Here is a 367-nt window from a genome sequence, read left to right on the forward strand (position 1 = left end):
CCGCGATGCTGGTCCCCGCGGTCATCCTCGTGGTGTGGGCACCGGTTTTCTTCTGGCTGGTCCAGCTCGAGAGCCTGCCAATGCTGTGGCTGGGTGTGTGCGTGGGTGCGTTCTTCCACGGCATGCTCGCCGGCCCCGAGGCCGCCTGGATCACGGAACTGTTCCCGACCCGCTACCGCTACGCCGGTTCGTCGCTGGTGTTCCAGGGCTCGTCGATCATCGCCGGTGCCCCCGCGCCGTTCATCGCGGTCTGGCTGATCGACAACTACGGCGTCGGTATGGTGGTCGGATACCTGGTGGTCACGATGTCGATCACGGTGATCGCGCTGCTCTTCAGCCGCGAGACCAAGGGCGTGGACCTCGACGA

The 367-nt window shown here is 65.9% G+C and carries 1 protein-coding gene; it reads left to right on the forward strand.

The window, feature by feature from the left end; genetic code table 11:
- Positions 1-367 (forward strand): MFS transporter (locus AC1DYG_RS20800; protein ID WP_477641722.1); only part of this gene is annotated, 367 nt, incomplete at both ends.

The sequence above is a fragment of the Pedococcus sp. P1_H8 genome (genome assembly GCF_056405175.1).